Origin of the sequence: Pseudomonas sp. IT-P74 (genome assembly GCF_949768175.1) — a bacterium.
Classification (GTDB): Bacteria; Pseudomonadota; Gammaproteobacteria; order Pseudomonadales; family Pseudomonadaceae; genus Aquipseudomonas.
Genome location: NZ_CATKQD010000093.1, coordinates 17,053 through 42,133 on the forward strand (window position 1 = coordinate 17,053; position 25,081 = coordinate 42,133).

Below are 25,081 nucleotides of genomic sequence, written 5' to 3' on the forward strand. Positions count from 1 at the left end.
TGATGGCTATCGTCGGGGCTGTGATGGGCGTTCCACTCCCCCTCTGAGTTGCATAAAAACATAAGAATAGTGCGTTCATCCAGGTAGCGTCGTTGAGTGGACTCACGCCTGCGACCGATTCAGCACAGGGGCTTTCTAGACTGCCGCTTTCGCGAGCAAGCCCGCTCCCACAGTGGGTGCAACAAGCTGTCTTGTTTGGGCCACGCGTGTGGGTGGGTTTGGGGCGCATCTTCGATATGGATGAGGGGTGGGCGGGCGCTATCGCCAGCAGGCTGGCTCCCACAGGGGTTAGTTGTGGTGACTGGCATTTGGGTGGTTGCTATACATCATCCATCGACAAGCCCTTCGGGCACTACGCCGGTGTGTGAACACCCCTTGCGGCGCTCATCTAGACTTAATGGATAGTCGTAGACAGAACCGAACACGTCGCTCTGGTGCGGCCGATTCAAGGGCCGCGTGGCAATCTGGCTTTTATGCCCCTATTGAGGTGCGGCGAAGACCGTGCCGGGCGCAACAAGATGCCCGCTCAGGGTGCCCTGGCCGACGGTCTGTAGATGCCACGATACCGTGACGTGGTGTGAATGCCGCAGCCGACACTTTCGGACAACCGACAACCGCCAGGTTTGTCCGTGACCGTGAGGATTGCTGAATGCCTGATGAGATGTTGCACCTGCCTGTGGTCAACAGTCTGCTGGAGCGCCATAAGGGCACCCCGGGTGCGCTGTTGCCCATTCTTCATGATATTCAGGAGCGCATCGGTTACATCCCCGATGTCGCCGTCCCCGAGATTGCCCATGCCCTCAACCTGAGCCAGGCCGAGGTTCGTGGGGTGATCAGTTTTTACCATGATTTCCGTACCGCGCCGCCCGCGCGGCATATCCTGCGGCTGTGCCGGGCCGAGTCGTGCCAGAGTCGTGGCGCCGAGCAGCTTGCGGCGCAGTTGCGCGAGCGTCTGCAACTGGACGATCACGGCAGCAGTGCCGATGGCAGCATCAGTTTGCGTCCGGTTTATTGCCTGGGTGCTTGTGCCTGTTCGCCGGCGCTGGAGCTGGATGGCCAGGTGCACGCGCGGCTCAGTGCCGAGCGGCTGGATGCATTGCTCGATGCTTGTCGGGAGGACGCGTGATGCCGACTCTTTACCTGCCTTGTGATTCCCTTGCCCGTGCCGTGGGTGCCGATGAGGTGGCGGTGGCGCTGATCACTCAGGCCCGGGAACGTAATTTGCCGCTGGAATTGCAGCGCACCAGTTCTCGCGGTTTGTATTGGCTGGAACCGCTACTGGAAGTGGACAGCCCGCAAGGTCGTATCGGCTTCGGCCCGCTGACTGCGGCTGATGTGCCGTCGGTGCTTGAAGCCCTGCAAGGCGAGCCGTCCGCTCATCCACTGGCCTTGGGCCTGGTGGAAGAATTGCCTTATCTGAAGTCTCAACAACGCCTGCTGTTCGCCCGCGCCGGCATCACCCGGCCGCTGTCCCTGGAGGATTACCGGGCCCACGGCGGTTTCGAAGGTTTAACCCAGGCCATCGCCATTGGCGGCGAGCAGACCGCGACAGCGGTGTTCGATTCGGGCCTGCGTGGCCGTGGCGGCGCGGCCTTCCCCGCCGGGATCAAATGGCGCACGGTGCGCGGCACTCAGGCTGCGCAGAAATACATTGTATGCAACGCCGACGAAGGCGACTCCGGCACCTTTGCCGACCGCATGCTGATGGAAGGCGACCCCTTCCTGCTGATCGAAGGCATGGCGATTGCTGGCATTACCGTCGGCGCCACCTTCGGCTACATCTATGTGCGTTCGGAATATCCGGATGCCGTGGCCACTATGCGTGCAGCGTTGAACATCGCCCGAGATGCCGGTTACCTCGGTGCCAATGTCGGCGGCAGTGGCCTGGCCTTCGATATGGAAGTGCGCGTCGGTGCCGGTGCTTATATCTGCGGTGAAGAAACCGCGCTGCTGGACTCCCTCGAAGGCAAGCGCGGGATCGTCCGCGCCAAGCCGCCGATTCCGGCGTTGCAGGGGTTGTTCGGCCTGCCGACGCTGGTGCACAACGTGCTGACCCTGGCCTCGGTGCCGCTGATTCTGGCCAAGGGTGCGCAGTTCTACCGCGATTACGGCATGGGCCGTTCTTTGGGCACCATGCCCTTCCAGCTGGCGGGCAATGTGCGTCGCGGCGGTCTGGTGGAACGGGCCTTTGGCCTGACCTTGCGGGAGCTGGTGGAAGACTACGGCGGCGGTACCGCCAGTGGTCGGCCGCTGAAGGCTGCGCAGGTGGGTGGCCCGCTTGGCGCCTGGGTGCCGCCTTCGCAATTCGACACGCCGCTGGATTACGAAGCCTTTATGGCCATCGGTGCGATGCTCGGTCACGGGGGCGTGGTGGTGGCTGACGACACCCTGGACATGGCCCGCATGGCGCGCTTCGCCATGCAGTTCTGCGCCGAGGAATCCTGCGGCAAATGCACGCCGTGTCGCATCGGCTCGACCCGTGGCGTCGAGGTGATCGATCGTCTGCTGGCCGCGCCCGACCAGAGCAGTCGCGATGCGCAGGTGATCATCCTCAAGGACCTGTGCGACACCCTGCAATACGGTTCGCTGTGCGCGTTGGGCGGCATGACGTCTTATCCCGTGGCCAGCGCCCTCAAGCACTTCCCCGCTGACTTCGGTCTGCAAGCCTCGGAGGCCGAACAATGATCACTCTCTTCGACCCGAAAACCGATATCGACCTGGGTACACCGGCCCGCGACAGTCAGGTGCAAGTCACCCTGAACATCGACGGCCGCAGCATCAGCGTGCCCGAAGGTACTTCGGTGATGCGTGCCGCTGCGCTGATGGGCACCACCATTCCCAAACTCTGTGCCACCGACAGCCTGGAAGCCTTCGGCTCCTGCCGCATGTGCCTGGTGGAGATCGACGGCATGCGCGGTTATCCGGCGTCCTGCACCACGCCGGTCAGCGAAGGCATGAGTGTGCACACCCAGACGCCCAAGCTCGCGACGCTGCGCCGCAACGTCATGGAGTTGTACATCTCCGATCACCCGCTGGACTGCCTGACCTGCTCGGCCAACGGCAACTGCGAGTTGCAAACCGTGGCCGGTCAGGTCGGCCTGCGGGAAGTGCGTTATGGCTATGAAGGCGAGAACCATCTGGAGGACGTGAAAGACACCTCCAACCCTTACTTCGACTACGACCCGAGCAAGTGCATCGTCTGCAACCGCTGCGTGCGAGCCTGTGAAGAAACCCAGGGTACTTTCGCCCTGACCATTACCGGGCGCGGTTTTGAATCACGTGTCGCGGCCGCTGGTGGCGATAACTTCCTCGACTCCGAATGCGTGTCCTGCGGCGCCTGTGTGCAAGCCTGCCCCACCGCGACCCTGATGGAAAAAAGCGTGGTCGAACTGGGTCAGCCTGAACGCAGCGTGATCACCACTTGCGCCTATTGCGGGGTGGGCTGTTCGTTCCGTGCCGAGATGAAAGGCGACCAGTTGGTGCGCATGGTGCCGGACAAGAACGGCCAGGCCAACCACGGCCACTCTTGCGTCAAGGGGCGCTTTGCCTGGGGCTATGCGACCCACCCGGATCGCATCACCAAGCCGATGATCCGCAAACACATCAGCGACCCTTGGCAGGAAGTCAGCTGGGATGAAGCGGTGACCTACGCCGCCAGCGAATTCCGTCGGCTGCAGCAAAAATATGGCCGCGATTCCATTGGTGGCATCACCTCCAGCCGTTGCACCAACGAAGAAACCTACCTGGTGCAAAAACTGGTGCGCGCGGCCTTCGGCAACAACAACGTCGACACCTGTGCGCGGGTCTGCCACTCGCCGACCGGTTATGGCCTGAAGCAAACCCTTGGCGAGTCCGCCGGCACCCAGAGTTTCGACTCGGTGATGCAGGCCGACGTGATCCTGGTGATGGGCGCCAACCCCAGCGACGCCCACCCGGTGTTCGCTTCCCAACTCAAACGCCGCCTGCGTGAAGGCGCGCGGCTGATCGTCATCGACCCACGACGCATTGATCTGGTGGATACGGTGCATGCCCGCGCCGAGTATCACCTGGCCCTGCGCCCCGGTACCAACGTCGCCATGCTCAACGCCTTGGCTCATGTGATTGTCACTGAAGGACTGCTCAACCAGGCCTTTATCGACGCCCGTTGCGAGGGCAGCGATTTCGCGATCTGGAGTGAGTTCGTCAGCCGTGCGGAAAACTCGCCGGAAGCCCTTGGCCCTGTCTGCGGTGTACCCGCTGCCGACATCCGTGCCGCTGCGCGCCTGTATGCCACCGGTGGTAATGCGGCGATCTACTACGGCCTGGGCGTTACCGAACACAGTCAGGGCAGCACCTCGGTGATGGGCATCGCCAACCTGGCCATGGCCACCGGCAACATCGGTCGCGAAGGCGTAGGCGTGAACCCGTTGCGTGGGCAGAACAACGTGCAGGGTTCCTGCGACATGGGCTCTTTCCCCCACGAGCTGCCCGGTTACCGGCATATTTCCAACGAAGTTGTGCGGGCGCAGTTTGAGCAAGCCTGGAACGTCACCCTGCAACCCGACCCGGGCCTGCGCATCCCCAACATGTTCGAGTCGGCCCTGGCCGGCAGTTTCAAGGGCCTGTATTGCCAGGGCGAAGACATCGCCCAGAGCGATCCGAATACCCAGCACGTCACCGCGGCTTTGTCGGCGATGGAATGCATAGTGGTACAGGACATTTTCCTCAACGAAACCGCCAAGTTCGCCCATGTGTTCCTGCCGGGCTGCTCGTTCCTGGAAAAAGACGGCACTTTCACCAACGCCGAGCGACGCATCTCCCGGGTGCGCAAGGTCATGGATCCGCTGGGCGGCAAGGCCGACTGGGAAGGCACGGTGGCCCTGGCCAATGCCCTCGGTTACCCGATGAACTACAGGCATCCGTCAGAAATCATGGATGAAATCGCCAGCCTCACGCCGACCTTCACCAACGTCAGCTACGCGGAACTTGAGCGCCACGGCAGCCTGCAATGGCCGTGCAACGCCGAAGCACCGGATGGCACGCCGACCATGCACATCGAAGAGTTTGTGCGCGGCAAGGGGCGCTTCATGCTCACCGGTTACGTGCCGACCGAGGAAAAGGTCAACGCTCGCTATCCGCTGCTGCTGACCACCGGGCGCATCCTCAGCCAGTACAACGTCGGCGCCCAGACCCGGCGTACCGACAACGTTGCCTGGCACGACGAAGACCGCCTGGAAATCCACCCGACCGATGCCGAGAGCCGTGGCATCAACGAAGGTGACTGGGTCGGCATCGGCAGCCGCGCCGGGCAGACTGTGCTGCGTGCGCGGATCACCGAACGGGTTGCCCCGGGTGTGGTGTACACCACGTTCCACTTCCCGGAATCGGGGGCCAACGTGATCACCACCGACAACTCCGACTGGGCCACCAACTGTCCGGAGTACAAGGTCACCGCCGTGGAAGTCAGCCGCGTTTATCACCCTTCGGAGTGGCAAAAACGCTTCCAGGCGTTCAGCGACGAACAACAGCGCCTGCTTGACGCTCGTCGCCAGGAACGTGGGACCAAAGCCGAGGTACGCCGATGAGCACGGACAACCTGATCAAGATGGCCAACCAGATCGCCCAGTACTTTGCCAGCCAGCCGGACCAGCAACAAGCGGTGCTCAGCGTGCGCAATCATATGCAGATGTACTGGGCGCCGAGCATGCGCAGGGAGTTGCTGGCCTGGCAGACGGAGCATCAGGGGGCGGATTTGCACCCGCTGGTGCAGGCGGCGGTGACTGGGGCTGGTTGGGAGGCTTAGCCTGCTGGCTCCCACAGGGGGTTGTGTCAGGGGGGGTGTGTTGTGTGGGCAGGCCAGAGGCGCTCATTGGCGGCATTAAGCGTATCCTGTTCACGACCACCTCCCCTGAGCCCCGGAACCACAATGACCAAAAGCATTCTCTACGCCTTGGGCGCTGCTGCCTTGTTCGGCGCCAGCACGCCCTTGGCCAAGTGGCTAGGCTTGAACGTGTCCCCCATCCTCCTCGCCGGCCTGCTTTATCTGGGCAGCGGCGTCGGGCTGACGCTAACCCGACTGATCCGTGATCGTGGCTGGCGGCCGACAGGCCTGACAGCCCCTGAATGGCCGTGGTTCATCGGGGCCATTGTGTTCGGTGGCGTGCTGGGTCCGGTTTCATTGATGTTTGGACTCACCCTCACCTCTGGCACCACCGCATCACTGTTGCTGAACCTGGAAGCCGTGTTGACCGCACTGATGGCGTGGGTGGTCTTCAGGGAGAACGCTGACCGGCGCATTGTTGCGGGGATGGTGGCCATTGTTGCCGGGGGCGTGTTGTTGGCGTGGCCTCGCACTTCGGCAGAGGTTCAAGGCTGGTTGGGGCCTGTCGCGGTGGCGGTGGCGTGTTTTTGTTGGGCCATTGATAACAACCTCACCCGCAAGGTGTCTGCGTCGGATGCGTTGTTTATTGCCGGCACCAAAGGGCTGGTGGCAGGAGCCGTCAATTGCGCGCTGGGGATCGCGTTGGGTATGCACCTGCCAGAGTGGTCGCTTCTTGGGCCAACCCTGCTGGTGGGCTTTTTGGGGTATGGCGTCAGTCTGGTGCTGTTCGTCCTGGCGTTGCGGGGGCTTGGTACGGCGCGGACCGGGGCGTACTTTTCCACGGCGCCGTTCCTGGGAGCCGCGATAGCGATCCTGTTTTTCGGTGAAGCCGTGACGTGGGTGTTTTGGATCGCTGCCGGCCTGATGGGGCTGGGGGTCTGGATTCATCTGACCGAGAGTCACTCACACGAGCATCAGCACGAACCGCAAATCCACGACCACAAGCATGTCCACGATGAGCATCATCAGCATGAACATGCCTTTGAGTGGGACGGTGTGCAACCCCATAGCCATGTGCACCAACACTCACCGATCGTCCACAGTCACCCGCACTTTCCCGACATCCATCACCGGCACTCGCACTGAGCCCCGGAGGCTGCGGCCATTTAAACCGGCCGTAGCCATCACCGCCCTACTCCACGTCCCCCTTCCTCGTCGCCGTCACGGTCACTTCAATCGCCCGGACACTGATCGCCGCGAATGTCGCGGTCATCAGCACGCCGTTGAAACCCAGCAGGATCGCCAGCACTCGCGACACTCCCAGTTTTGGTACCAGTTCTCCATAGCCGATGGTCAGCCCGGTCACGAAGGCAAAGTAGACACCTTCATCAGGGCTCCACCCTTCCAGCCGGGCGATGATGAGGCCAATCGCAACGATCACTAACAGCAGAATCGAGAAGATCGGCCACACCACTTTGAAGTAGAACCAGACGGCTTTGTAGAACTCGTGGCGAACGTTTGATGCATGGGCGAGGCTCATGGCATGGGCTTCCTGGGGTTTGATTGGCCGGCAATCGAATGCGCAGCGGTTCAATACCCCGTTCAGCTTGGCACAAGCGCTGAAAACCGCGACCGACGGGGCGTTATCTTTGGCGCGAACTATGACAAGGATGACGCCCCGCAAACTATCCAGAAACCGCCTGGCACCGGTGGATTTCTGTAGGAGCGAGCTCGTGATGGTCGTTAACGATAACGCTGTAAACCTGATAGCCCCCGGCGTTCTCAAGTCCATCGCGAGCAAGCTCGCTCCTACAGTTAAGTTGCGACCATCGGGGACGGTGGCAGGTTTATCCCTCAGTTCGCTTCCGTTTCCCGAATCAGCTTCTTGTTGATCTTGCCGACGCTGGTCTTGGGGATTTCGGTGACGAACTTGAACTGCTTGGGGATCGCCCATTTGTTGATGCGCCCGCCGTCGACGAAGACTTGCAAATGCACCTCCAGAATCTTGCGGTCCAGGTATTGCCCCGGTTCGCACACGACCATGGCCATCGGGCGTTCACCCCATTGTTCGTCGGCAATGCCCACCACGGCCACGGACATCACGCCCGGGTGTTCGCTGATCAGGCTTTCCAGTTCCAGGGAGCTGATCCACTCGCCGCCGGTCTTGATCACGTCCTTGATGCGGTCCTTGATTTCCACGCCGCCCAGTGGGTCGATCGAGGCCATGTCGCCGGTGTGCAGCCAGCCGTTGAGCCACAGCTGCGCGCCTTTGTCCGGGGCTTTCAGATAGCCCTGGGTCAGCCATGGCGCGCGCACCACGATCTCGCCCAGGGACTCGCCGTCATGGGCCACGTCATTGCCCTCGGCGTCGATGATCTTCAGGTCGACCAACGGCACCGGCGTACCGGTCTTGATGCGGATCGGCAGTTGCGCTTCGGTGGACAGCTGCAGGTCTTCATCGCGCAGGTAGGTCAGGCACAGCAACGGGCAGGTTTCGGACATGCCGTAACCGGCGTGCACCACCATGCCTTTGGCACTGGCTTCGCTGGCCACGCCCAGGGTCAGCGCGCTGCCGCCCAGGAGCATTTTCCAGCCGTCGAAGCGGGTCGCCTTGCCTTCCTCACAATGGAGGATCATCTGCAAAATGGTCGGCACGCAGTGGGAGAAGGTCACCTTCTCTTCGCGGTACAGCCTGACCAGGCTGTTGGGCTCGTAGCGGCCGGGGTAGACCTGCTTGATGCCCATCAGCGTCGCGACATACGGCACGCCCCACGCATGCACGTGGAACATCGGCGTGATCGGCATGTACACGTCGTCGGAACGCAGCAGCGGCTGGCCCTGATAGGCGCCCAGGGTGCCGACGGCATTCAGGGTGTGCAGCACCAACTGCCGGTGGGTGAAGTACACGCCTTTCGGGTCGCCGGTAGTGCCTGTGGTGTAGAACAGCGTGGCGACCGAGTTCTCGTCGAAATCGGGGAAGTCGTACTGGTCCGGGGCCAGGGACAGCAGGTGTTCGTACTCGCCCAGCACCGGCAGCGAGGTCGTGGTCGCCTCGTCATCGGTGAGCTGCAGGTAGCCTTTAACGGTTTCCAGCCGACCGTGGATCTGCTCGACCAGGGGCAGGAAATCATCATGCACCAGCACCAGGTCATCCTCGGCGTGGTTCATGGTGAACAGCACCTGCTCCGGCGACAGGCGAATGTTCACCGTGTGCAGCACCGCGCCGATCATCGGCACGGCGAAGAAGCATTCCAGGTAGCGGTGGCTGTCCCAGTCGAGCAGGGCCACGGTGTCACCGGCCTTGACCCCGGCCGCCGTCAGTGCATTGGCCAGGCGGCGGATACGCTTGTTGAGGGTCTGGTAGCTGTAGCGCAGCTTGTCGGCGTAGACGATTTCCCGGCCTGGCTCGTAGCGCACGCCGGACAGCAGCAATTGCTTGATCAGCAAGGGATAGGCATAAGCGCCGTCGGCGGGCGGAATTATTTTTGTCGCCATCATGATTAAGGTTCCTTGTCCTTTCGATCAGAACTGATCGGCTTGCAGCTCGTAGAGGCAGTCGCTGCCGGCCTTGGCCGATGCGCTCAACGAGTGGATACGTGGCAGCAACCGGGCGAAGTAGAAACGCGCGGTAGCCAGTTTGCTGGTGTAGAAATCGTCTTCGCCATCGCCGCTCATCACGGCCTTGGCCATGCGCGCCCACAGGTAGGCGTACGCGGTGTAGCCGAACACGTGCAGGTACTCGACCGAGGCCGCGCCGATTTCGTTCGGGTTGTTTTGGGCCCGGTCCAGCAGCCACGCGGTCAGGTCGTCGAGGGTGTCGACGGCGGCGTTCAACGGCTGGGTGAACTCGCCGAGATCCGCGCCAGCGCTGGCGGTGAATTCGCGGATTTCCGAAGCGAACAAGCGGTACAGCGCCCCGCCGCTGCCGACGATCTTGCGCCCGGCCAGGTCCAGGGACTGGATGCCGTTGGTGCCTTCGTAGATCTGGGTGATGCGCACGTCGCGCACCAGTTGTTCCTGGCCCCATTCGCGGATGTAGCCGTGGCCGCCGAAGACCTGCTGGCCGTGGATCGTGGTTTCCAGGCCCATGTCGGTGAGAAAGGCCTTGGCCACCGGGGTCAGCAGCGAGACCAGGTCCTGCGCGCGCTGGCGCGTCGGGGCGTCGTCGCTGTACTTGGCGATGTCCAGTTGCAGGGCCACGTAGCTGGAGAACGCACGGCCGCCTTCGTTCAGGGCTTTCATGGTCAGCAGCATGCGGCGCACGTCCGGGTGCACGATGATCGGGTCGGCCGCCTTGTCCTTGTGCTGCGCGCCGGTCGGTGCGCGGCTTTGCAGGCGGTCGCGGGCGTAGGCGACGGCGTTCTGGTACGAACGCTCGCCCTGGGCCAGGCCCTGAATGCCCACGCCCAGACGCTCGTAGTTCATCATAGTGAACATGGCCGCCAGGCCTTTGTTCGGGGCGTCGACGATCCAGCCGGTGGCCCCGTCGAAGTTCATCACGCAGGTGGCGGAGGCCTTGATGCCCATCTTGTGTTCGATGGAGCCGCAGGACAGCGCGTTGTTTTCACCCAGCGAGCCGTCGGCGTTGACCAGCACTTTCGGCACCAGGAACAGCGAGATGCCTTTCGGCCCGGCCGGTGCATCGGGCAGACGCGCCAGCACCAGATGGATGATGTTCTCGGTCAGGTCGTGCTCGCCGCCGGTGATGAAAATCTTGCTGCCGCTGACCTTGTAACTGCCGTCAGCCTGGGGTTCAGCCTTGGTGCGGATCAGGCCCAGGTCGGTACCGGAATGGGCTTCGGTCAGGCACATCGAACCGGTCCAGGTGCCGGCGTACATGTTCGGCAAATAGGTGGCTTTCAGTTCTTCACTGGCATGGGCCTTGATCGACAGGCAGGCGCCGGCGGTCAGCATCGGGTACAGGCCGAACGACAGGCTGGCCGAGTTGACCATCTCTTCGACCTGCGCCGAAATCGCCTTGGGCATGCCCATGCCGCCGTACTGCGGATCACCGCCGACACCCACCCAACCGCCTTCGGCGAAGGCTTGGTAGGCCTGGGCAAAACCGTCCGGGGCGCTGACCGCGCCGTCGTGCCAGGTGCAGCCCTGTTCGTCGCTGGCGCGGTTCAGTGGCGCAATCACTTCGCCGCTGATCTTGCCGGCCTCTTCGAGGATGGCGGCGGCGGTCTCTTCATCGATCACCTCGGCCAGGCCGGGCAATTGGGCCCAGAGCCGGGACACCTGGAAAACCTCGTTGAGGACGAAGCGCATGTCGCGCAGGGGAGCGTTGTAATCAGACATCTTGGCTTACTCGGAAGTGGTCACGGCATGCGGCATGCCGGGACGTTCAGTGGATTCAGTGGTTTCGGTTACCGCGACAGCACCGGGCTGGGGGGCCCGTTCGCGCAGCAAGAAGTAGGACAGGGCCGGAATCAGGATCAGCGCGCCGAGCATGTTCCACAGGAACATGAAGGTCAGCAGGATGCCCATGTCGGCCTGGAACTTGATCGGTGACCAGACCCAGCACACCACGCCAGCAGCGAGGGTGATGCCCACCAGCCCGACCACACGGCCGGTGAACGACACGGCGTTGCGGTAAGCCTGAGACAGCGGCAGGCCCTGGCGCTGGAAGTGCAACTGCACGCTGAGCAGGTACAAGGCGTAGTCCACGCCGATGCCCACACCGAGGGCGATCACCGGCAGGGTCGCGACTTTCACGCCGATGCCCATGGCCACCATCAAGGCTTCGCAGAGGATCGAGGTCAGCACCAGCGGCAACAGCGCCACCAGCGTGGCGCGCCAGCTGCGGAAGGTGATCAGGCAGAACAGCGTCACCGCCGCATACACGTACAGCAGCATGGTGCGGTTGGCTTCGCGCACCACGATGTTGGTCGCGGCCTCGATCCCGGCAGTACCGGCGGCGAGCAGGAACTGGCGATCCGCGGTGCTGTTGTCCTTGGCGAACTTGTCGGCAATCGCCACCACGGCATCGAGGGTCTCGGCCTTGTGATCCTTGAGGAAGGTGATCACCGGCATCAGCGAGCAGTCGGTGTTGAACAGCTCCGGCGAGTTGACCGAGGCTTGCTGGGCGGCGTAGTTGAGCACGTCCTGGTTGCGCTGGATGCTGTTGAGCTTGGGGTTGCCTTCGTAGGTGCCAGCGGTGATCTGGCGTACCGCGTTGACCAGAGAGGCCGTCGCTTGCACGCCCGGATACTGCTGCAGCTCCCAGGCCAGGCGGTCGGCGAGGACCAGGGTCTTGTAGTTCAGGCAGCCTTCCGGCGCGGTCTTGATCATCACCGCGAACAGGTCGCTGGACAGCGCGTAATGCTGGGTGATGTAGGCGTTGTCGCGGTTGTAGCGCGAGTCGGCGCGCAGCTCCGGCGCCCCGCTGTCGAGGTCGCCGATCTTCAGGTTGAGGCTGACCAGGTAACCGCCGATGCCCATCAAGATGGCGACCAGCACGGCACCGGTAGCCCACTTGGCCGTGGTGAAGCGATCGAGCGCGTCCCACAGTTTGCCGAAGCCTTTGTGCTTCTCGGCGCGGTTGTCGATCTTCAGCGCGCGCTCGGCGGCTTTCGCGCCCACACCAACGTAGGACAGGGCCACCGGCATCAGCAACAGCGAGGTGAAGATCAGCACCGCGACACCGATGCTGGCGGTGATCGCCAGGTCCTGGATCACCGGGATGTCGATCAGCATCAACACGGCGAAGCCCACGGCGTCGGCCAGCAGCGCGGTGACACCGGCGATGAACAGACGGCGGAAGGTGTAGCGCGCAGCGATCAGTTTGTGGGTGCCACGGGCGATGTCCTGCATGATCCCGTTCATCTTCTGCGCCGCGTGGGACACGCCGATGGCGAAGATCAGGAACGGCACCAGCACCGAGTACGGATCGATGGCGTAGCCGAGCCAGGCGACGATGCCCAGTTGCCAGACCACCGCGATCAGCGAGCAGCCGACCACCAGCAAGGTGCTGCGCACGCAACGGGTGTAGGCGTAGATGATGATCAGCGACGTGACCACGGCCAGGCCGAAGAACATCATCACCTGGATCAGGCCGTCGATCAGGTCGCCCATGAGCTTGGCGAAGCCGATCACCCGCACCTTGTAATGGCCGGTGCCTTCGACCCCGGATTGACGCGCCGCGCTGTCGCCGGCGTATTCGATCTTGTCGCGCAACTGCTCTTCGAGCATCTGCGAGAAGGCGTGGTAGTTGATGCGCTGGCCACCGGCGGCGGCTTTGTCCATCAGCGGCACGATCAGCATGGTCGACTTGAAGTCGCTGGCCACCAGGCTGCCCACCAGACCGGCGCGGGAGATGTTCTGGCGCAACTGCTCAATGTCGGAAGGCGAGCCCTGATAACGGTCGGGCATCACCGGGCCACCCTGGAAACCGTCCTCGGTGACTTCGGTCCAGCGCACGGCCGGGCTCCACAGCGACTTCATCCACGCACGGTCGACGCCTTCGGTGAGGAACAGCTGGTCGTTGACCTGCTTGAGCACGTCGAGGTACTCGGGATCGAAAATATCACCCTGGGTGTTCTCGACCACGACGCGCACTGAGTTGCCCAACCCGCGCAGCGAAGCGCGGTTTTCCAGGAAGTTCTGGATGTAGGGCTGGCTCTGGGGAATCATTTTTTCGAAGCTGGGGCGCAACTCCAGGCGAGTCACGGCCATGAAGCCCAGCACCACGGTGGCGAGCGCCATCAGCAGCATGAACAGCGGACGGTAGTTGAACACCAGCCGCTCGAGGAGGTTGCCGGAGCGACGATCGAAATCACGCAGATCGCGAATCACCGGCATGGCGTCTTGTTTGATATTGCCCATGTCTGGGTTCTCGCTCTTAGGGTTCGAGGGCTGGATCGGCGGACAGCGTCCGGGCACCACGGCTGCCGGCCAGCACCAATGCGCCATCGGCGGACTGGGTGGCGCCGGCGACCGGGGTCGGTGCCGGTTGCTGCTTCAGACGCAACTGCGCGCCCGTCCCTTGGCTGACCAGCATCTGCCCGCCCTGGGTGAACAAGCGATAATTGCCACGGGCATCGATCAGGCCCGCGGTGATGCTGACGTGCAGGCCGCTGTCCAGTGCAGTCCAGCGCTGGCCGCCGTCGGTGCTGCGCAACACGTTGCCGCGCAGACCATAGATCAGTACTTCGCCAGGCTTGCCGAGCACGCCGAAGAAGCTGCCTTGATAAGGCGTCGGCACGGCACTGAAGCGTTGGGTGCTGTCATCCCACTTGAGCAACAGGCCTTGCTCGCCAGCGATGTACACGCTGTCGCCGGTAGAGGCGATGGCGTTGAGGTGGAAACCCTGGGGGTTGTCGGTGCGGTCCTGAAACGGGGTCCAGGTCTGACCACCGTCGTCGGTGCGCAGGATCAGGTTGAACACGCCGACCACATAGCCGGTCTTGTCGTTGGCGAACCAGACGTCGAGCAGCGGTTTGTCGGCGCCCTGATCGGCCAACCTTTGGCCCTCGGCGACCAGCAGCGGCCATTGCTCATTGCCCGGTTCGGCGCTGGCCAGCGCCGTGTAATGCTTGACCAGCAAGGCGCCGATCTGACGACCATCGAGCTGCTTTTGCCAGGTCGCGCCGGCGTCGCTGCTGTGCAGCACCACGCCGTCATTGCCCACCGCCCAGCCTTGGGTGGCGGTCGGAAAACTCACCGCAGTGAGGTCGGCACTGGCCGGTACGGCGGCCTGTTGCCAGTGCTTGCCGGAATCATCGGAAAACAGAATATGGCCACGCTGGCCGACGGTAATCACTCGCCCGCCGGCGCGAGTCATACCCGACAACGGGCTGTTGACGGCCAAGGCACTGACCCTCGCCGGCAGGTCCAGTACATCGACGTACTCGGCCGCCTGGGTGACGCCCTGCGACAGGCCGAGCACCACGCCAAACGCCAGCTGCAAAATATTATTTTTATACGAACACATACTGCGTCCTCTTCGGAAAACCTGGCGCCGTGCAGATCCTGTGGGAGCGAGCCTGCTCGCGATGGACTCAAAAACACCGCGGGGAACCAGATTCCCCGCTTCATCGTTCACGACCATCGCGAGCAGGCTCGCTCCTACAGGGGATCGTGCGGTTGGCTTAGCGAATACCGGCGCCGGCCAGGGATTCCGAAGACCACTGGGCCTTGGAGAGCGGCTCGATGTACTTGATGCCGCCGTACGGGCCGACTACACCGTTGATGTTGTAGGAACCGCCGACCAGGTCGTAGATCATGAACGGCGTGGAGTCCGGAACCTGCTTGTCGTAGCTCTGGCTCAGGAAGGCGAAGGAACCGCGATAGAGCTGACCACGGGCGTCATATTGATCCGAGGCCAAAGCGGTCCAGCTGTCTTCGTCGAGGTAGAAGCGGCGCTTGGCGTAGATGTGACGAGCACCGGACTTGAGGTTGCCTTCGACGACCCAGACGCGGTGTTTTTCCCAACGCACGAAGTCCGGTGACAGGTGATTGGCGGTGGTCAGCGACTTCGGATCCTGCACGTAGGTCAGCTTGTAGGTGTTGTACGGCACGATCATTTCCTGCTTGCCCGTAAGCTTCCAGTCGTAGCGATCCAGCGCACCGTTGAACACGAACACGTCATCGTAAGTGCCCGCGCCAGCGGTACCCGGGTTTGGCGTGTCGTAGGCCAGGCTCGGAGCCAGCTTGACCCGACGCTGCCCCGGCAAGTACTGCCAGGCGCGACGCGGTTGCTGCAACGGGTTGGCGGCGTCCTTGAGCATGATTGCCTCACCGGCGCGGCGCGCAGGGCCGGTGTACGCCAGCTTCATCTGGTAGTACACGTCGGCGCTGCTGATCGGCTGCGAGAGGTTTTCGTAGATCGGGTAGGAGATGTTCGCTTGCCCGGTGGTTGCCAGGCTTGGCACACCGGCGGAGTCGACGTTCCAGGAGTCGTACTTGGAGCTGATGCTGACGCCTTGGTAGCGCAACAGGAAGTTCCACATCGCTTCGTTGCCCGACTGCGGAATCGGGAATGGAATGCCCGGCAGCACGTTGTCGATGGCCAGGCCACCTTCCAGGGACTTGGCGCCGCTGGCGTTCTTCACGCCGTTATCCAGAATCGCCTGGGGCAGCGACACGGTGCGGTGCGTCGGGAACACGTCGACACGGAAGGTCGGGAAACGCTTGGCCAGTTCTACCGTGGTCGCCGTGAGCATGCCCTTGTACTGATCGACGTTCTTGCCGTCGATCACCAGTATCGGTTTTTCACTGGCAAACGGGTCCGGGCGCATGCTGTCGCCGGCCTTGAAGCTGGCCGGCGGCGTGGTCAAGCCACCGTTGTAGGCAGGAATGGAACCATCAGCGTTCCCGGCTTTTTCAGCCCCTGCCATGGTCAGGCTGGTGCCCAGTTTGGCAGCTTCCTGAGTTGAAACGGCAGCCTGTGCCTGAGCGGCGAAGACCATGGCCAAGGACGCGGCCAACACGGTTTTTACGAATTTCATCTTGTTATTCTCCTGCTTGCATTGAGCAAATCAGTGGTGAATCAGAATGTAGTTTTCATCGTCAGGTACACGGCGCCACGGTCCTCAGTCGTGGCACCACCTCCGGAGAAGGACGAGTAGCCGCCGGCATAACAGGCGTAGTTTTCGTTGCCGCTAAAGGCGTTCGGGGTGGAGCCGTCACCGGCCTTGGAACCGGTACTCACACCGCTGTTGTTGCACTTCTCGGTTTCACCGAAAGAGTCCACGTACTTCAGGTCGACAAAGTATTTGTTGTACACAATGGCGCCCACGCCCACGGCATAGTTGCCGGTGTCCTTGGCACCGCCACCGGAGACCGGCGACACACCGTCGAGACCGACGTTGACGGACATCGGCGCGTTGAGATCCACACCCGGGAATACCTGGTACCAGGTCGGTGTGAAGTTGACTGCCAAGCCCCAGTTGTCACGGGTCGGCGCGTCGATACCGCGATAGCTGCTCTTGCCTTTGTAGAGCGCTTCGTTCTCGCTATCGAGCTTGAGCAGGTTGCTGTAGTACAGCTCGGCAAGCACAGTGGCCTGGTCGAACACCGGTGTTTTAGGCAGGGTCATCAGACCGTTGAGCGTCCAGTGCAGGGTATCGCCGGTGGCGCTCATGCTGTCGCCACGGCTCGGGGTGTCATAGACCACACCGGTAGCGTCCGTACGTGCAGGCAGCAGGCCAAGCCCTTGACCCAGGCCCAGCGGGCTGCGGGTACTGACGATCGCCGGGATACTGGCCAGCGGCATGTTGTGACGGATGTTCAGGTCCGAACCGACACTGATCCCGCCCACGTCCTTGGACAGGCTCAGGCCGAGGATCTTGATGTTGTCGGCATAGGCCAGTTGATAGGTGGCGGTGTTCAGAGAATTGAGGGTGTTGATCACCGCAGGCACCTGCCCCGCCGGACGGGTGCCGTTCGGGTTGGCCGAGCTGATGCCCCGGGCGTCCAGCCAGGCTTGCGGCAGGATTTCCGAGGTTTCGCGGTAGTAAACGCCGAGGGTGCCATCCAGCCAGGCCGGCGACCATTTGGCCATGACGCCCCAGTCGCCGCTGTCATGCGGCGTCAGGTCCTTGCCACGACGCACATTGGTCAAGGCGTTGCACGGCGCCAGGCCACAACCCAGCGGACTGCCCGGTACCACGCCGTTGGTGTTGCCCAACAGGAACGATTGCGCGCCGAAGCCGACCAGGTCGGAACCACCGTAATAGGTGCCCGCTTCCGGAAGACGCGCGGCATCCCAATTCAGGAAATACTGGGCACCCACGGTCAGCTCGGGATTGATGGTGAACGACATCGACAGCTGGTTACGCGGAACGAACAGTTCCTTGGCTTCGGTACCCGGCGACGCGGCGAGCTTGGCCAGGTCGAGGCCGGACTGGCCATAGCTGACCGAGTGCACCGGATTGAGAATGGTCTCGCCCCAGAACACGTTGTGCTGACCGGCCTTGGCGCTGAACATCGACTCCTCGCCCACTTCGGTGCTGTAGAACACGAAGGCATCGAGGATTTCGCCCGAAGGACCGCTGTAGTAGCGCTGGGCATAGTTGCTCAGGTGCGGGCTGCCGTTGCCGACGTTGTCACGGTTGACCCCGGCAAGGCGCGGGTCGTTGGCGATCAGGCCCGAACGCGCATCGTTGCCGTTGACGAACGGGTTGGAATTGGAGCCAGTGTTGTCATAGGCCTTGTCGTACCAGCTGGCGGCGCTGACGCGAAAACCCATGGCGTTCTTGTAGACCACGTCCATTTCGGTCAACAGGTCGATACGGTTGGTGATGTTGGTACCGGCCTTGCGGAAGTTGTAGTCGCCGTCGTTGTTGTTCGGCGTTCCCAACATGCGCTTGTCGGCACTTTCGGTGCGCACGCCGTAGTTGTACTTGATGGTGTTATCCACGCGTACGTTCCAGTCCGGATTCCCCGTCTCGATCTCGACCGCATGGGCCGCCGGTACGCTTGCCGCGAGAATGGCCGAGGCCAGCAAGGTGCAGCGTGGAGCGGTGAAGCCGTGACTCTTATTGTTGTGCATTGCGTTGTCTCCGCCTTTTTGTCTTTGTTTTAAGCGCAGCCGCCCTCGCACAAACCTCTTCGGGTTTGCGTTTAAGGAATGAGGGCAAATGCCGGTTGGCGTACTGCCAGTCCAGCTCCTTGTACTAGCGATCCAGCTCCAGGATGAGTGCTTCAGCTTGCTGCCAGTGGCCAAATCCTGCGGCCGGATTGAGATGACCGACTTCGCCCAGATTGAGCAGTTCGGCGCCCCAGCCTTGCGCCATGCGGGTGACCGCGGCAAGACTGGCCAGGTGATCGTTGGTGCTGCCGGCCACGATGCTGCGAAACGGCAGCGGGCTATTTGGCAGAGGATTCCAGCCCTGGCTACGCAGGGTTTCGGACGATGGATAGTTTGACGGCCAGACCGCATCGAGGTCCGGTGGCGCGGCCAGCAAAGCGCCCTTGATCGGACGGCTGTAGTGCGCCGCCCAGTGCGCGACCATCAGCACGCCGGCACTGTGGGCCACCAGAATCACGGGGCCGTCGATTTGTTCGAGTTCGTGTTGAATCGCCCGCACACGGGCCATGCAATCGAGTTTGTCGGTTGTTAGCGGCGCCACACTGCGCACGTTGCTCAGCCTGGCGGCAAGCAATGTTTGCCAATGCTCGGCCACGTGCTCGCGCAGACCCGGAACGATCAGAACGGTGGCGGCAGTTTGCAGTTTGTCCACGGTCAACACCTTCGCTTTCTCGATAACTCGACTGGCTGTTTTCGCCAGGGGCTTTTTGTAGTGTCGACATTAAAGAGCGCCCACCCGAAGCGCTTTACATTGGACGTCAGGCACTTTTCTTTTGATGACAAATTGTCGGACACTTGGACAGTGCGACCACCGGTCTAAAAACCCCGCAGGTTGGCGCAAGGTCACTGTAATCAACGGATGAGCGCCGGTGGTTCCATGCAGCGTAGAAGATGGGTGACCGGACAGCATGAAATCCATCAACGACATGACAACTGTTCAACTGTTGATACGCTGGATATAGTCGCCACGCTCACGCCAACCGCCATCGGCCCAGGGAAGACTTTTGCATGACCAAGCTTGTTCGCGCCGCTGTCTTGACCAACTACCTGGAGGTCACCCAATACCTGGGTTTCAACCCGCGCGACGTGCTGGCCGCTGTCGGCCTGAGCAGGGCCCAACTGCAAGCCCCTGAACACCGTATCCAGATCGATGCCGCCGTGCGCTTGCTGGAAGACTCGGCCACCGCCAGCGGCTGCCAGACCTTCGGCCTGAGCATGGCCGAGTCGCGCCAGCTCTCGGACTTCGGCGTGGTCAGCCTGCTGCTCAGCCACCAGCGCACCCTGCGCGATGCCTTGCAGGTCGTGGTGGATTACCGGCACCTGATGAATGACTCGCTGGCCATCTTCATTGAGGAGGCCGGCAAGATGGTGATCATCCGCGAAGAGGTCGTCACCGAATCGCCGATGCCCAGCCGCCAGGCCACGGAGCTGGCCATCGGCGTGATGTTCCGGCTGTGCTCGGCCCTGCTGGGCTCACACTGGCATCCCTACAGCGTCAACTTCATGCACCAGCCACCGGACAACCTGCACCTGCACCGCCGCCTGTTCGGCTGCAACCTGGAGTTCGGCAGCGAGTTCAACGGCATCGTCTGCCCCGACATCAGCCTGGACATGACCAACCCCAATGCCGACCCGGCCATGGCCCGCTACGCCCAGAGCTACCTCGACTCGCTGCAGAACCACGAAGGCACCTCGATGCTGTTCGAGGTGCGCAAGGCCATCTACCTGCTGCTGCCCATGGGGCGCGCCACCATCGAACAGGTGGCGCAGAGCCAGGGCATGAACGTACGCACCCTGCAACGCCGCCTCAAGGACGACAACTGCGCCTTCAACGACGTGATCAACGACGTGCGCCGCGACCTGGTGCTTCGTTACCTGGACAACCCCAACTACTCGTTGAGTCGAATTGCCGACATGCTGGGCTACTCCATGGCGAGTTCGTTTACCCGTTGGTTCATCAGCCAGTTCGGCATGCCGCCAGCGACGTGGCGGGCGCAGAAACAGGCTGGGACGAAGTCGTCCTGACAGCCCGGAAAAAAAAACGGCGACTGCTGGCACAGTCGCCGCGAAAGCGCGAGATTGGAACTGCAATCCTTGTAGGAGCGAGCCTGCTCGCGATGGTCGTGAACGATTACGCGTAAAAACAGATGCCCCGCGGTGCTCTTGGGTTTTTCGCGAGCAGGCTCGCGCCTACAGGTTTTAATCCTGGCCGATGTTCAGAGCCCCCAGCGCAGCAACAACAGCACCAGCACCACCAGGAACACCGTCTCCCCGACCATCAGCAGAATCGGCTTGATCCCGACCGCCGCCAGCTCCCTGAGCCGGGTCTTCATGCCCAGGGCACTGATGGAAATCACCAGGCACCAGCGCGACAGTTCGTTGACCGATCCTTGCACCGCAGGCGCTATCCAGCCAGTGCTGTTGATACAGGCCAGAATCAGAAAGCCGACGGCGAACCACGGCAACAGCGGTGGACGCTTGCCGGTCGGGTCGGCGCCTTGCATGCGGGTGATCATCGCGGCGGTGACGATCACCGGCAGCAGCATCGCAACACGCATCAGCTTGACCACAGTGGCGGTGTCACCGGTCTCGGTCGACATGCTGTAGCCGGCGCCGACCACCTGGGCCACGTCGTGGATCGTGGCGCCGAGAAACACGCCCGCCACCTGCGGCGACAACTCCAGCCAGTTGGCGATCATCGGGTAGACGATCATTGCCAACGTCGACAACGCCGACACGCCAATGACCGTGAACAGTGTGGCGCGTTCTTTCTGCGGATGGTTCGGCAGCGCCGCTGCCAGGGCCAGGGCCGCCGAGGCGCCGCAGATGGCCGTCGCGCCGCCGGTGAGCATACCGAACAGACGCTGGAAGCCCAGGGCCTTGGCGGCGATCACCGACACGCTGATGGTCACCACCACCAGGATCACCACCAGCGCTATAGGCTTCCAGCCCAGCGCGGCCATTTGCTCCAGGGTGATGCGCATGCCCAGCAACGCCACGCCAATGCGCAGCACGGTGCGGGCGGTGAACTCGATGCCGGCCTTGCAGGGACCGTCATCGGCAAGAAAATTCAGGGCCATGCCCAGCAACAAGGCAAACAGCATGACCGGCGCACCGTAGTGCTCGGACAGGAACGACGCGGCGGCCGCGACAATCAGACTGACGATAAACCCCGGTGCCAGTTCGCGCGTGCGACTGTGGATACGGGTAAGAGCAATGGCGCTCATGGCGCGGACTCCTCGGTAACGATGACGATAAACGCCTGGCCGTCGATGATCTCGACCGGGTAGTTGGTGACTTTGACCTGCCTGGAATTGAGCAGGTAGCCGCTGTGCAAATCGAAGCGCAAACCATGGGCGAGGCATTGAATCACCCGCCCCTCAAGACGCCCTGCGCATAACGAGGAACCCTGGTGCGGGCAGCTGTCGTCAATGGCAAACAGCTGCCCGTCGACGTTGAACAGCGCCAGGCTTTTGTCTTCGAACTCGAACAGCGCCCGGCCGCCGGCCGGCGGGTGCTTGCCGGCCGGCACGGGAATGCGCCGGGTCATGCTGGCTGCCGCTCGCGATCACTTTCCTTGAGGGCTTCGTTCATGGCCCCGAGCAGCGCCTGGGCTGGTTGTGCGCCGATCACCGTCATGCGGTTGTCGAACTTGAAGCTCGGCACGCCACTGGTCGCGCCGGGGGATCCTTCAAACGGCGTGGCATCGCCCGTCAGGCAATCGAGCACCCCGTCCGGGGCGATGCCGCAGGAGCGGGCAATGGCGAGCAAGGTCTCACGGCAAGCGAGGTTTTCGCGCCTGAAGAAATAAGCGGCGAACAGCCGTTCAAGCAACATTTCACGCTGACTGGCGTTGCCCAGTGCGCTGGCACGCTCGAACAAACGATGGGCGTCCGCGGTGTTGGGCATCGTCTCGATACGGCTGAGGTCGATGGCCAGTCCGACTGCACTGGCAGCCTGTTGTACCTGGGTCTGGCGCATGGTCATCGCGTCGGCATTGCCCAGGCGCTTGCGATAGAAATCGGCGAAAGGTTCACCTTCTACCGGTATCTGCGGCAGCAACTGCACGCCATGCCACACCGTGGTGATCTGCACGTCCGGATGGCGACTGCGAAACTGCACCTGCGCATGCTCCAGTTGGCGTTTGCCGATCAGGCACCAGGGGCAGATAAAATCGAAAAACACATCAATACGTAAACGACGACTCACAACTTCACCTCTATCCCGGCGGCACTGACGGGCTCAGGCACGCTCTGACCCTCAAGCCGGGCGATATCTTTGTGGTAATGACACTTGGCATAGAAGAACACCGCTGCCGCCGCGAGGCTGACCAGCGGCACTAATTGGAAAGCGGCATGCAGGCCGATGAGGTCGGACACACGGCCGGTCAGGAACGGCCCGGGTGCCAGCCCCAGCAGGTTATTGGCCAGGGTCAGCGTGGCGAACGCCGTACCGTGGACGGAGTAATGGGTCAGGTTGGCAACCATCGCGCCGGCGGGGCCGGTGGTGCCGGTGGCAATCGCCATGCCCAGGCAGATCAGCGCCAGTTGCACCGGCCCTGCGTGCAAGGCAAAGGCCGCCGACAGCAGCAGGCAACTGCCCAGGCAAAAACCAATGGCCAGGCTGACCTTGCGCTCCGGCGAGTTGCGACACAGGCGGTCGCTGAGCATGCCGCACAGGATCATCCCCGCGCCGCTGCACAACACGATGATCGCCGCCATGCCACCGGCCTTGTCGGTGGGCATGTCGTAGTAGCGGTTGAGGTAGCTGGGAATCCACACCATCACCGTACCGCCGACGAACAACTGCAAACCGCTGGCGATGTAGGTCGACACCACCGAACGGCTGGACCACAGCGTGCGCAGCGGACGCTTGACCGCCGCGGCCGTCTTGTTCGCAATCTGCGCGGCACGTTGTGGCGCAATGCGCGCTTCCTTGACGATCAGCGGGTAAAGCACCGCCAGAAACAGGCCAAACAGCGACATGCCGGCGAACGACCAGCGCCAGCCCAGCTTGGCGGCAATCGCACCGCCCAAAGCCATGCCCAACACCGAACCGAACATCCCGCCGGCCATGAAGGCACTGGCCAGGGTGGCCCGCATGTGTTTGGGGAACACCGAAATCACCACCGCGATGCCCACGCTGCCGTAGGCGGCTTCGCCGACGCCGACCATGAACCGTGCGATGAACATTTGCTGGTAGTCCTGGGCCAGCGCGCAACCCAGGGTTGCGACGCTCCACAGGAACGCCATCAGCGCCAGGCTCTTGACCCGGCCGAAACGGTCGGCCATCAACGACAGGGGAAACGTCAGCAGGCCGACCATCAGGGCAACGATGCCGCTGAGCAGACCGAGCTGTCCGTCACTCAACGCCCACTCAGTCTTGAGCAGCGGGAATACCGCGTTCAGCACCTGACGCGACATGTAATCGGAAATCAACAGGCCGAACGTCAAGGCAAAGACGATCCAGGCATATTGGCGCGCAACGCCGACTCCGCAGGAGTCGTCATCGTCAGCGGCTATTGGGTGAAAGGCCATGCAGCCTCCTCAAGAGCTTTGTTTTATTTTTGTTATCAAGCGTGTAACGGTCGGGCGGACGAGAGGTCACGGCCTCTCGTCCCGACCCTCGGTCAGCCGCGTTGCGGAGTACCTTTCTGCCCAGCCTTGCGGTTGGGGGCCATGCCGTTGGCCAACAGGGTTTCTTCGATGGTTTCGTACTGCACGCCGATGCGGTAGATCTCGCGGGCTTCTTTGCCGGTGGCGATTTCACGGCCCAGTTCATGGGCAATGCGCACGGTTTGCTGGATCTGGGCAACCGAGCCGAAACGGTCGCCCTTGTGGTCAATGATAGTGTCTTCGTTGCCCACACGCGGGTGCATGCCCATGGCCATCGACATGGTGTTGAACGGCATGACGTTTTTCAGCAGCGACTCGGAGGTCAGGGTGCAACCGTCCGGCGCGCGGTGGATGAAGTTGAAGAAGTTGAACGGGTTCGGGCCATCGAAACCGCCGCCGATACCGATCCAGGTCAGGTTAAGCGGACCTTTGTAGATGCCCTTGCGCACCAGGCGCTCCAGGCTTTCCATGGCGTGCATGCCGGTCAGCTGGAAGTGTGGCTGGATGCCGTTGTCCATCAGGCGCTTGAGGTGCTCCGCAACCCAGGCCGGGCCTGCCGGTACGGTCATTTCGCTGTAGGCAGCCTGGTACAACGGGTTGGCCAGGGAGGTGCCTTCCAGGTATTCCGGATACAACAGCTCCATGATGTTCATCTGGGTGGTGTTGATCGCCACGGTGACCTGATCCGGCTTAGGGGTCAGTTCGGCCAGCATGTGACGGGTGTCGTCAGACAGCCACTTGGCCGCTTCGCCGTCGCTTTCCGGAGCAAAGGAAATCGAGCCGCCGACCTGGATGATCATGTCTGGCACGGCTTCACGCACACCGGCGATCAGCTCGTTGAACTTCGACAGGCGCTTGGAGCCCTTGCCGTCCAGTTCGCGCACATGCAGGTGCAGCACGGTGGCGCCGGCTTCATAGCATTCGACCGCTTTCTGGACTTGCTCGTCCATGGTCAGCGGGATGTCTTCCGGGAAATCTTCCGGCATCCACTCCGGGCCGTACGGGGCCACGGTGATGACTACCTTTTCCATGTTTTCGGGGTGCAGGGAATCGTCGAAGAATTGCATGGCTGCTCCAGTTCTTATTTCAGTTCTTATGATTGTTCCGTCCACCCGGGGTCGTGCCGGGCAG

General features: G+C 62.4%; 19 protein-coding genes. 6 read left to right on the top strand and 13 right to left on the bottom strand.

Features of this window, described 5'->3' with window-relative positions; genetic code table 11:
- Positions 1-649 precede the first annotated feature (649 nt).
- From ACM6J5_RS27800 to ACM6J5_RS27820, 5 genes are all read left to right on the top strand, one after another.
- Entirely contained in the window at positions 650-1,126 is a 477-nt protein-coding gene (locus tag ACM6J5_RS27800) for a formate dehydrogenase subunit gamma (protein WP_414929719.1), read from the top strand.
- Positions 1,126-2,685 carry a formate dehydrogenase beta subunit gene (locus ACM6J5_RS27805; RefSeq protein WP_414929720.1) on the top strand — a complete coding sequence of 520 codons (1,560 nt, stop codon included), beginning with the start codon at positions 1,126-1,128 and terminating at the stop codon, positions 2,683-2,685. The genes ACM6J5_RS27800 and ACM6J5_RS27805 overlap by 1 nt, the downstream gene beginning before the upstream one ends.
- Complete coding sequence (gene fdhF / locus ACM6J5_RS27810) at positions 2,682-5,564, top strand: formate dehydrogenase subunit alpha (protein WP_414929721.1); 2,883 nt, start codon at positions 2,682-2,684, stop codon at positions 5,562-5,564. Before ACM6J5_RS27805 ends, fdhF begins: the two co-directional genes overlap by 4 nt.
- Positions 5,561-5,782, top strand: coding sequence for a formate dehydrogenase subunit delta (locus tag ACM6J5_RS27815; protein WP_414929722.1), 222 nt, complete (start codon positions 5,561-5,563; stop codon positions 5,780-5,782). The genes fdhF and ACM6J5_RS27815 overlap by 4 nt, the downstream gene beginning before the upstream one ends.
- A 123-nt stretch (positions 5,783-5,905) precedes the next feature.
- The gene (locus ACM6J5_RS27820; RefSeq protein WP_150672130.1) at positions 5,906-6,946 is read left to right on the top strand and encodes a DMT family transporter; all 1,041 of its coding nucleotides are present in this window, start codon (positions 5,906-5,908) and stop codon (positions 6,944-6,946) included.
- Positions 6,947-6,992: 46 nt separating this feature from the next.
- On the opposite strand, the gene ACM6J5_RS27825 is transcribed toward ACM6J5_RS27820, so the two are convergent.
- The 8 genes from ACM6J5_RS27825 to ACM6J5_RS27860 form a co-directional block, all read right to left on the bottom strand.
- On the bottom strand, positions 6,993-7,340 hold the full coding sequence (locus ACM6J5_RS27825; RefSeq protein WP_095944505.1) for a potassium channel family protein: 348 nt from the start codon (positions 7,338-7,340) through the stop codon (positions 6,993-6,995).
- 314 nt (positions 7,341-7,654) lie between these two features.
- Entirely contained in the window at positions 7,655-9,298 is a 1,644-nt protein-coding gene (locus tag ACM6J5_RS27830) for a fatty acid--CoA ligase (RefSeq protein WP_095944503.1), read from the bottom strand.
- Between the two features lie 24 nt (positions 9,299-9,322).
- Positions 9,323-11,101, bottom strand: a complete 1,779-nt coding sequence (locus ACM6J5_RS27835) for an acyl-CoA dehydrogenase C-terminal domain-containing protein (protein WP_414929723.1) — start codon at positions 11,099-11,101, stop codon at positions 9,323-9,325.
- Positions 11,102-11,107: 6 nt separating this feature from the next.
- The gene (locus ACM6J5_RS27840) at positions 11,108-13,627 is read right to left on the bottom strand and encodes an efflux RND transporter permease subunit (RefSeq protein WP_414929724.1); all 2,520 of its coding nucleotides are present in this window, start codon (positions 13,625-13,627) and stop codon (positions 11,108-11,110) included.
- 16 nt (positions 13,628-13,643) lie between these two features.
- Positions 13,644-14,735 carry a WD40/YVTN/BNR-like repeat-containing protein gene (locus ACM6J5_RS27845; protein WP_414929725.1) on the bottom strand — a complete coding sequence of 364 codons (1,092 nt, stop codon included), beginning with the start codon at positions 14,733-14,735 and terminating at the stop codon, positions 13,644-13,646.
- A gap of 157 nt (positions 14,736-14,892) precedes the next feature.
- Positions 14,893-16,251 (bottom strand): DUF1329 domain-containing protein, encoded by a 1,359-nt coding sequence (locus ACM6J5_RS27850; protein WP_414929726.1) that lies wholly within the window; start codon positions 16,249-16,251, stop codon positions 14,893-14,895.
- Between the two features lie 41 nt (positions 16,252-16,292).
- Complete coding sequence (locus tag ACM6J5_RS27855; RefSeq protein ID WP_095944498.1) at positions 16,293-18,296, bottom strand: DUF1302 domain-containing protein; 2,004 nt, start codon at positions 18,294-18,296, stop codon at positions 16,293-16,295.
- A gap of 124 nt (positions 18,297-18,420) precedes the next feature.
- A complete protein-coding gene (locus ACM6J5_RS27860) occupies positions 18,421-18,987 on the bottom strand; it encodes an RBBP9/YdeN family alpha/beta hydrolase (RefSeq protein WP_150672137.1) in 567 nt (188 codons plus the stop codon).
- 356 nt (positions 18,988-19,343) lie between these two features.
- Between ACM6J5_RS27860 and ACM6J5_RS27865 the strand changes: the two genes are divergently transcribed.
- On the top strand, positions 19,344-20,360 hold the full coding sequence (locus ACM6J5_RS27865) for an AraC family transcriptional regulator (RefSeq protein WP_095944497.1): 1,017 nt from the start codon (positions 19,344-19,346) through the stop codon (positions 20,358-20,360).
- Positions 20,361-20,551: 191 nt separating this feature from the next.
- Here the strand turns inward: ACM6J5_RS27865 and ACM6J5_RS27870 are convergent, their stop codons facing one another.
- From ACM6J5_RS27870 to ACM6J5_RS27890, 5 genes are all read right to left on the bottom strand, one after another.
- Positions 20,552-21,562 (bottom strand): YeiH family protein, encoded by a 1,011-nt coding sequence (locus tag ACM6J5_RS27870; RefSeq protein WP_095944496.1) that lies wholly within the window; start codon positions 21,560-21,562, stop codon positions 20,552-20,554.
- On the bottom strand, positions 21,559-21,885 hold the full coding sequence (locus ACM6J5_RS27875) for a Rieske (2Fe-2S) protein (protein WP_095944495.1): 327 nt from the start codon (positions 21,883-21,885) through the stop codon (positions 21,559-21,561). The genes ACM6J5_RS27870 and ACM6J5_RS27875 overlap by 4 nt, the downstream gene beginning before the upstream one ends.
- Positions 21,882-22,544: a DsbA family oxidoreductase gene (locus ACM6J5_RS27880; protein ID WP_095944494.1), complete on the bottom strand. Its 663-nt coding sequence runs from the start codon at positions 22,542-22,544 to the stop codon at positions 21,882-21,884. The genes ACM6J5_RS27875 and ACM6J5_RS27880 overlap by 4 nt, the downstream gene beginning before the upstream one ends.
- Complete coding sequence (locus tag ACM6J5_RS27885; RefSeq protein WP_095944493.1) at positions 22,541-23,872, bottom strand: MFS transporter; 1,332 nt, start codon at positions 23,870-23,872, stop codon at positions 22,541-22,543. The genes ACM6J5_RS27880 and ACM6J5_RS27885 overlap by 4 nt, the downstream gene beginning before the upstream one ends.
- Positions 23,873-23,964: 92 nt before the next feature.
- Positions 23,965-25,017, bottom strand: coding sequence for a 3-keto-5-aminohexanoate cleavage protein (locus ACM6J5_RS27890; RefSeq protein ID WP_095944492.1), 1,053 nt, complete (start codon positions 25,015-25,017; stop codon positions 23,965-23,967).
- Positions 25,018-25,081: the final 64 nt, after the last annotated feature.

What these genes read in the sequence shown, in the direction of transcription:
- ACM6J5_RS27800 (WP_414929719.1), top strand. Translation starts at nt 650, where the DNA reads ATGCCTGATGAGATGTTGCACCTGCCTGTGGTCAACAGTCTGCTGGAG.
- ACM6J5_RS27805 (WP_414929720.1), top strand. Translation starts at nt 1,126, where the DNA reads ATGCCGACTCTTTACCTGCCTTGTGATTCCCTTGCCCGTGCCGTGGGT.
- fdhF (WP_414929721.1), top strand. Translation starts at nt 2,682, where the DNA reads ATGATCACTCTCTTCGACCCGAAAACCGATATCGACCTGGGTACACCG.
- ACM6J5_RS27815 (WP_414929722.1), top strand. Translation starts at nt 5,561, where the DNA reads ATGAGCACGGACAACCTGATCAAGATGGCCAACCAGATCGCCCAGTAC.
- ACM6J5_RS27820 (WP_150672130.1), top strand. Translation starts at nt 5,906, where the DNA reads ATGACCAAAAGCATTCTCTACGCCTTGGGCGCTGCTGCCTTGTTCGGC.
- ACM6J5_RS27825 (WP_095944505.1), bottom strand. Translation starts at nt 7,340, where the DNA reads ATGAGCCTCGCCCATGCATCAAACGTTCGCCACGAGTTCTACAAAGCC.
- ACM6J5_RS27830 (WP_095944503.1), bottom strand. Translation starts at nt 9,298, where the DNA reads ATGATGGCGACAAAAATAATTCCGCCCGCCGACGGCGCTTATGCCTAT.
- ACM6J5_RS27835 (WP_414929723.1), bottom strand. Translation starts at nt 11,101, where the DNA reads ATGTCTGATTACAACGCTCCCCTGCGCGACATGCGCTTCGTCCTCAAC.
- ACM6J5_RS27840 (WP_414929724.1), bottom strand. Translation starts at nt 13,627, where the DNA reads ATGGGCAATATCAAACAAGACGCCATGCCGGTGATTCGCGATCTGCGT.
- ACM6J5_RS27845 (WP_414929725.1), bottom strand. Translation starts at nt 14,735, where the DNA reads ATGTGTTCGTATAAAAATAATATTTTGCAGCTGGCGTTTGGCGTGGTG.
- ACM6J5_RS27850 (WP_414929726.1), bottom strand. Translation starts at nt 16,251, where the DNA reads ATGAAATTCGTAAAAACCGTGTTGGCCGCGTCCTTGGCCATGGTCTTC.
- ACM6J5_RS27855 (WP_095944498.1), bottom strand. Translation starts at nt 18,296, where the DNA reads ATGCACAACAATAAGAGTCACGGCTTCACCGCTCCACGCTGCACCTTG.
- ACM6J5_RS27865 (WP_095944497.1), top strand. Translation starts at nt 19,344, where the DNA reads ATGACCAAGCTTGTTCGCGCCGCTGTCTTGACCAACTACCTGGAGGTC.
- ACM6J5_RS27870 (WP_095944496.1), bottom strand. Translation starts at nt 21,562, where the DNA reads ATGAGCGCCATTGCTCTTACCCGTATCCACAGTCGCACGCGCGAACTG.
- ACM6J5_RS27875 (WP_095944495.1), bottom strand. Translation starts at nt 21,885, where the DNA reads ATGACCCGGCGCATTCCCGTGCCGGCCGGCAAGCACCCGCCGGCCGGC.
- ACM6J5_RS27885 (WP_095944493.1), bottom strand. Translation starts at nt 23,872, where the DNA reads ATGGCCTTTCACCCAATAGCCGCTGACGATGACGACTCCTGCGGAGTC.
- ACM6J5_RS27890 (WP_095944492.1), bottom strand. Translation starts at nt 25,017, where the DNA reads ATGCAATTCTTCGACGATTCCCTGCACCCCGAAAACATGGAAAAGGTA.